This is a genomic window from Micromonospora sp. CNZ297 (assembly GCF_007827625.1).
Window position 1 is genome coordinate 310136 of sequence record NZ_VISU01000005.1, and the last position, 6584, is coordinate 316719.

The window sequence follows — 6584 nt, forward strand, 5'->3', positions numbered from 1 at the left end:
TGCACCGCGGCACGTCCGAGTCCGACCGATGGAGGCCGCCATGCCGCCCCGTACCCCGCTCCCGCCGTACCGTCGCCTGCCCCTGCTCGTCACCTCCGACGGCGACCTTCTCGACGAGCTGTTGCGACTCGCGGCGGCCGGCGGCACCGAGGTCGAGCTGGCGGCCGACCCGGCCGCCGCCCGGGCCCGCTGGGCGCCGGCGCCGCTGGTGCTCATCGGTGCCGACCAGGCGGCGGCCTGCCTGCGGGCGCGCCTTCCCCGCCGCGCCCGCACGGTCCTGGTCGGTCGCTCCGGAGAGCTCGATCCGGGTACGGAGTTGGCCGAACTCATCGGCGCGGAGCACGTCGCGACGCTGCCGGCGGCCGAGCCCTGGCTGGTCGACCGGTTCGCCGAGTGCGTGGCCGGTCCGGCCGGCCCGGGTCAGGGCCGGGTGGTGGCTGTGCTCGGCGGCCGGGGCGGCGCCGGAGCCAGCGTGCTTGCCGGTGGGCTCGCCGTCAGCGCGGCCCGGTCCCGGCTCCGCACGCTGCTCGTCGACGCCGACCCGCTCGGCGGTGGTCTCGACCTGGTGCTCGGCTGGGAGCAGCTCGACGGGTTGCGCTGGCCGGAGCTGGCCGGCACGGACGGGCGGGTCGACCCGCCGTCGCTGATCCGCGCGCTGCCCAGCCGGGGCGACCTGGTGGTGCTCTCCTGGGACCGGGGCGACCTGCGGCACCTGCCGGCCGAGGCGATGGCCGCCACAGTCGACGCCGGCCGCCGGGGGCGGGACCTGGTCGTGCTCGACCTGCCCCGGCATCTCGACGACGCGGCTGTGGTCGCGCTCCAGGCCGCCGACCGGGCGCTGCTCGTCGTACCGGCCGAGCTGCGGGCGGCGGCCGCCGCGGCCCGGGTCGCCGCCGTCGCCGCGCCGCACTGCGTCGACCTCTCTGTCATCGTGCGTGGTCCGGCGCCCGGCCGGCTGCGCGCGGCCGAGGTGTCCCGGGCGCTGGGGCTGCCGCTGGCCGGCACGCTGCGACCCGAGCCGGGGCTGTGCCGTGGGCTGGAGCGGGGCGAGGCGCCGGGCGCGAGCGGGAAGGGGCCGCTCGCCGCGCTGTGCCAGCGGATCGTGGACGAGCTGGTCGGGTCGTCGGCTGCGGGTGCGGCATGACCGCGCCGGCTGACCCGGGGGACCTGGCCGCCCGGGTCCGGCACCGGTTCGCCGCCGAGGCCACCCCGGTCACGCCCGCGGCGATCGTCTCCGCGGTACGCGCCGAACCGGCGACGGCGGTGCTCGGCGACACCACGCTGCTGCGGATCGCCGACCGGGTGCACGACGACCTGGTCGGCGCCGGTCCACTGGCACCGCTGCTCGCCGACCCGCAGGTCACCGACGTGCTGGTGAACGGGGTGCGGGTCTGGGTCGACAGGGGACGAGGGCTACGGCAGGTCGCCGTGCCGCTGGGCACGCTCGACGACGTACGCCGGTTGGCGCAGCGCCTCACCTCGGCGGCCGGTCGCCGGCTCGACGACGCCTCCCCGTACGCCGACGCGCGCCTGCCCGACGGCACCCGGCTGCACGCGGTGCTGCCTCCGGTGGCGACCGACGGGCCCTACCTGTCGTTGCGTACCTTCCGGCAGCGGCCGTTCACCCTCGACGAACTCGTCGAGCGGGGCACGGTGCCCCAGCCGATCGCCCCGCTGCTCGCCGCACTCGTGGCGGCCCGCCTCGCGTACCTGGTCAGCGGCGGCACGGGATCCGGCAAGACGACGCTGCTCAACACGCTGCTCGGGCTGGTACCCGGCACCGAGCGGATCGTGCTGGTGGAGGACGCCGCCGAGCTGCGACCGGTGCACCCGCACGTGATCGGGTTGCAGGCCCGGACGGCGAACGTCGAGGGCGCCGGAGCCGTCGGGCTCGGCGACCTGGTCCGGCAGGCGCTGCGGATGCGGCCGGACCGGCTGGTAGTGGGCGAGTGCCGGGGCGCCGAGGTGGTCGACCTGCTCGCCGCGTTGAACACCGGCCACGACGGCGGGGCGGGAACGCTGCACGCGAACGCCCCGGCCGACGTTCCGGCCCGGCTGGAGGCGCTCGGGATGCTCGGCGGCCTGCCCCGGCTCGCGTTGCACGCCCAGGTCGCCGCCGCGTTGCAGGTCGTTCTCCAGCTCCGCCGTACCGGCGAGGGGCGCGTCCTCGACTCCATCGGCCTGCTGCTGCCCGACGGGCCCGACCGGGTGGTGACGGTGGTTCCGGCCTGGGCGCGCGGCCGGGGTCTTGCCCCGGCGGCCCGGCTGCTCGCCGGCCTGCTGCGGGAGCGGGGAGCGCCGGTACCGCCGATCCTCCAGGCGGCGTGGCCCGGTCCGGCGGAACCGTCGTGACCGGCCACCTCGGGCCGGCGGTCCTGCTCCTGGTGGCTGCGGCGGTCGCCGTCGCCTGGCCGGTACGGGCCGCTCGCGCCCGGCGGCTGGCGGTCCTGGGCAGTGCGGACATCCCGGTCGAGCGGGTGAAGGGCGCACGTCCAGCATCCCCGGACCTGCGACGACGTCCGCTCGACGCCGGGCCGAAGGCGTCCGCACGGCCTCCCGGCCGGGGCCGGGAACGGCGTCGACCCGGTGTCGGGCATCAGGTGCGGCGATGGACGGGCCTCGTGCCGGCTCCGGTGACACCCTCTCCGGCATCGGCTCCTGCGCTGCCGCTCTCCGCCGGACGCGTGCTGCCCGTGGCGGCGCTGTGCGGGGCCGTGACCGGGGCGCTGCTCGGCGGTCCGGTGGCCGCCCTGGTGCTCGCCACCTACGGGGTGCTCGCGGCCCGGGCGGTGCTGCGCCGACGTACCCACCGGACGGCCACCCTCGCGCACCGCCGCGATCTCGACCGCCTCGCCGCCGTCGCCGCCGACCTGCGGGCCGGGCTACCCGTCGACGGCGGTGTCGACGACGGCCCGGGACGCGTCGCGCGGCTGGCCCGGGCCGCCGGGAGGCTGGCCGACCAGACGGGTGCGCCGCTGGCCGATCTGCTGGAACGGATCGAGGCCGACGCCCGCGCCGCCGACCGGGGCCTTGCCGCTGCCGCCGCCCAGGCCGCCGGGGCTCGGGCGACCGCGTGGCTGCTCGCCGCGCTGCCGCTCGGCGGCATAGGTCTCGGCTACGGCATCGGGGTGGACCCGGTGGCGGTGCTCCTGCACACGCCGGTGGGTGCCGGCAGTGCGGTGGCGGCAGTCGTGTTGCAGGTCGGCGGGTTGCTCTGGGCCGAGCGACTCGGCGTCACGCCCGGGCGGGCCGCCTGATGGCACGGCAGGTACTGGCCGCCGTCTGTCTCGGCGGCGCCGCGTCGCTCCTGGTCGCCGCCGGTCCGGTCGTCCGCCCGGCACGGCGGCTGCGCCGGCTCGCTCCGACGCCGCCGCCCACTCGCCCGGCGTGGTGGCCGGATCGGGTACGCCTCGGCGCAGCGCTGGCCGGAATCGCGGTGGCGGTGGTGGTCGGCGGTGTCACGGGCGTGTTCCTCGGGCTGCTGGCCGGTGCCGCCGCCGACCGTCTGCTACGCCGGATCGAGCCGCGCGCCGCCCGGGAACGGCGGCTGCGGGAGACCGCCGACCTGCCGCTCGCCGCGGACCTGCTGGCGGCCGCGCTGCGGGCGGGCGCGCCGGTCGACCGCTCGGTGCTCGCCGTCGCCGAGGCGCTCGGCGGGCCACTCGCGGACCGGCTCGGCCGGGTCGGCCGGACGCTACGGCTCGGAGGCAGCCCCGGCGAGGCCTGGGCGCACCTGGAAGGCGTCACCGGGGCCGAACCCGTGGTCGCGGCGGCGGTCCGCTCGTCGAACAGCGGCGCCGCACTGGCTCGCGCGCTGACCCGGCTGGCCGACGACCTGCGTGCCGAACGGTCGACCTCGGCCGAGGCGGCGGCCCGCCGCGCGGGCGTGCTCATCGTGCTGCCGCTCGGGCTGTGCTTCCTGCCCGCCTTCATTCTCGCCGGTCTGGTGCCGGTGATCGTCGCCGTGCTCGGCGACGTGCTGTGAACCATCGAGAAGGGACGTACGACATGCGCAAGCTCCTCACCCGCCTGCGGGGTGACGCCGGTATGAACACCGCCGAGTACGCGGTGGGCACCCTCGCCGCGGTCGCCTTCGCCGGGATCCTGCTGAAGGTGCTCACCTCCGGCAACGTGCAGTCCGCGTTGACCGCCGTCATCGACCGGGCCCTGAAGTGATCGGGCGCCGGCGGGCCGGCCGTGGTGGTGGGTGGCTCCACGAACCAGCAGTCCCACTCGACGTGTCGACCGAGCCCGGCTCGACCCGGGACGCCGTCGGCACCCGGGCCGGGGAGGTGCGGCGCCGGTGGCTCTCGTGGGTCGCGTGCGAGCGGGGTTCCTTCACCGCCGAGTTGGCGTCCGGCCTGCCGGCGCTCATGCTGCTCCTCGTCGCCGGTCTGACCGCGGTGAACGCTGTGGGTACCCGGGTCGCCTGTGTCGACGCGGCCCGGGAGGCGGCGCTCGCGGCGGCCCGGGGCGAGCCCGGCACGGTTGCCGCAACCCGGTACGCCCCGGACGGCGCCGAGGTGTCGGTGACTGTGACAGGCGATCGGGTCACGGCGACGGTCCGGGCACCGGTCCGGACGTTCGGTACGCGGCTGCCCCGGCTGGTCGTGGCGGCGGAGGCGGTGGCCGCCGTGGAACCCGGAGCGCCGGGGCCGGTGCCGTGAGAGCCGGCGTGCCCGTGGAGAGCGGGGAGCGCAGGAAGTCAGCCGGCGGTACGCCTCAGGCCGACCGGGGCGGCGCGACCGTGTGCCTGCTCGCGATCGGAATGGTGTTCGTGCTGGTCGGGGTGTTCGGCGCCGCGCTCGGGGCGGCCCGGTGTGCGCGGCATCAGGCCCGCAACGCGGCGGACTTCGGGGCGCTGGCCGGTGCCGTGCAGGTGCTCGACGGAGCCGACGTCGCGTGCGCTCGCGCCGCCGACCTGGTCTCGGCCAACGGCGGCCGGATGACCGGCTGCCGGGCCGACGGACTGGACCTGATCGTCACGGCGCAGGTACGCGTCGCACCGCTGCCGGGGCTGACCCGGGACGCCGTCGCGACGTCCCGGGCCGGCCCGGCCCGGTCCTGACGGGCGGACGCCAGTGCCGGAACCGAGAGCCGGGCCGGGCCCGAGTGCCGCAGGTCAGCGGGACTGGAGGGCGTCCAGTCCGACCGCCATGGCGATCACCAGCCGACGGTCGATCTGCGGGTGCTGGATCTCCACGTTGTACCGGTCCCGCAGACCCCACTTCCGGTCGACCGAGAACACCGGCTGGCCGCCGGCCATGAAGTCGAAGTGGTACGGCAGCCAGGAGAGCGAGTCGACGAACCGGCGCAGCAGCGCGACCGGCAGGCTGCGCTCCTGCCCGGTGGCGGGCGGCAGGCCGGGCTGCTCGACGTGCCACGTCGAGCGCAGCAGCGACTGGGCGAAGTCCTTGCGGAACAGCCCGATGGGGTTGCCCGCGTGATCGGTCACGTCGTAGGTGGCGCCGAGGTCGAGCCGCTGACGGGCCTTGAAGCCGAGAAGGGGGTACTGCTTGGAGTCGTCGGTGTAGATGGTCACCTGCTCCTTGAAGGCGAGCCGCTTCTGCTGCGCGAACGCGAGCAGCCCACCCTCGGAGCCGTCGGGCGCGACCGAGTGCACCTCGTACTGGTTGACCATCATCCGGAGTCGCTGACGGATGATGAACCGGTGCTGGGCCTGCAGGTTGTCGGGCGACATGGGCTCTCCTTCGAGGGGTCGCCGGAGTCTTGCACAGCGGGCCGACGACCGCTCGCCCGAGCGCACCCACCGCTGCCTGGACGGACGGGCCCGCACGCAGGAGCCGCACGGTGGCATGAGGCGAAGCATGGCGCCGTTGCCGTGACCGGCGCGGGCCGGGACTGCGCGACCGCGGGCCGGAGGTGGAGGCGGGACGCAAGGTCAGCGGCCGCCGTCGACCGTGGCCTTCATCGCCCAGCTGTTCAGCACCTGATGGATGCCGCGCAGACGCTCGTTGATCTGCTCCAGCCGTTCCGCCTGGGCGAGCGTGGCCATCGCGGTGCCCAGCGCTATCTGCTGGTCGGGCGTGAGGTTTTCCTGGTCGATGGTGTAGAGCAGCTCGACGGTCTCGGCGATCGTGTCGGCCACGGCGGCACCTCCGGCGGGACGGGTCTCGGGTCACCTGTGCGCTACCGAAATGATGCATGGAAGCGCTCCCATACATCAATGCCCCGCCGGCTCTACCCTCATGCACCCGTCCCACCAACCAGACACCTGGGCACCCGCGGAGCCGCACGGCCCAGCTTGATCGACACCAGTTCGGGGAAGTGGCGGGGTCCAGCACCTGTCGATACCGCAACCTCCCCGAAGTGGCGGCGGGCAGCCCCAACCGGCCCGGTGCGGTCAGGCGGGTGGGGCACCGGCCGCCTGAGCTGGGCGGGCCGCCCGGTCGTCCTGCCGGGGCAACACCTCGCCGCGCTCCGGGCCGCCCGAGTCCGGGCCGGTCACCGCCTCCGGGCCGGCCGCCGCCTCCGGGCCGGCCGCCGCCTCCGGGCCGGCCGCCGCCTCCGGGCCGGCCGCCGCCTCCGGGCCGGCCGCCGCCTCCGGGCCGGCCGCCGCCTCC

Annotated in this window: 10 protein-coding genes; 7 read left to right on the plus strand and 3 right to left on the minus strand. The window is 76.5% G+C overall.

Features of this window, described 5'->3' with window-relative positions:
• The first annotated feature begins 40 nt into the window (after positions 1–40).
• The 7 genes from ssd (at position 41) to FB454_RS12565 (ending at position 5068) form a co-directional block, all read left to right on the plus strand.
• The gene (gene ssd / locus FB454_RS12535) at positions 41–1144 is read left to right on the plus strand and encodes a septum site-determining protein Ssd (RefSeq protein ID WP_071098907.1); all 1104 of its coding nucleotides are present in this window, start codon (positions 41–43) and stop codon (positions 1142–1144) included.
• The gene (locus tag FB454_RS12540; RefSeq protein ID WP_145822966.1) at positions 1141–2352 is read left to right on the plus strand and encodes a TadA family conjugal transfer-associated ATPase; all 1212 of its coding nucleotides are present in this window, start codon (positions 1141–1143) and stop codon (positions 2350–2352) included. Before ssd ends, FB454_RS12540 begins: the two co-directional genes overlap by 4 nt.
• A complete protein-coding gene (locus tag FB454_RS12545; RefSeq protein ID WP_145822967.1) occupies positions 2349–3257 on the plus strand; it encodes a hypothetical protein in 909 nt (302 codons plus the stop codon). Before FB454_RS12540 ends, FB454_RS12545 begins: the two co-directional genes overlap by 4 nt.
• Positions 3257–3985 (plus strand): type II secretion system F family protein, encoded by a 729-nt coding sequence (locus FB454_RS12550; protein ID WP_145822968.1) that lies wholly within the window; start codon positions 3257–3259, stop codon positions 3983–3985. Before FB454_RS12545 ends, FB454_RS12550 begins: the two co-directional genes overlap by 1 nt.
• A 23-nt stretch (positions 3986–4008) precedes the next feature.
• On the plus strand, positions 4009–4176 hold the full coding sequence (locus tag FB454_RS12555) for a DUF4244 domain-containing protein (protein WP_013283643.1): 168 nt from the start codon (positions 4009–4011) through the stop codon (positions 4174–4176).
• Positions 4177–4292: 116 nt separating this feature from the next.
• On the plus strand, positions 4293–4667 hold the full coding sequence (locus tag FB454_RS12560; protein WP_186461588.1) for a TadE family type IV pilus minor pilin: 375 nt from the start codon (positions 4293–4295) through the stop codon (positions 4665–4667).
• 8 nt (positions 4668–4675) lie between these two features.
• Positions 4676–5068, plus strand: coding sequence for an Rv3654c family TadE-like protein (locus FB454_RS12565; protein WP_457113271.1), 393 nt, complete (start codon positions 4676–4678; stop codon positions 5066–5068).
• A gap of 54 nt (positions 5069–5122) precedes the next feature.
• Here FB454_RS12565 and FB454_RS12570 read toward each other — a convergent pair whose 3' ends face one another.
• The 3 genes from FB454_RS12570 to FB454_RS34850 all read right to left on the minus strand — a co-directional run.
• The gene (locus FB454_RS12570) at positions 5123–5701 is read right to left on the minus strand and encodes an LURP-one-related family protein (protein ID WP_013283646.1); all 579 of its coding nucleotides are present in this window, start codon (positions 5699–5701) and stop codon (positions 5123–5125) included.
• 201 nt (positions 5702–5902) lie between these two features.
• A complete protein-coding gene (locus FB454_RS12575) occupies positions 5903–6109 on the minus strand; it encodes a hypothetical protein (RefSeq protein WP_013283647.1) in 207 nt (68 codons plus the stop codon).
• Between the two features lie 255 nt (positions 6110–6364).
• A partial coding sequence (locus FB454_RS34850; protein WP_222433927.1) for a hypothetical protein occupies positions 6365–6584 on the minus strand: 220 nt, incomplete at its 5' end.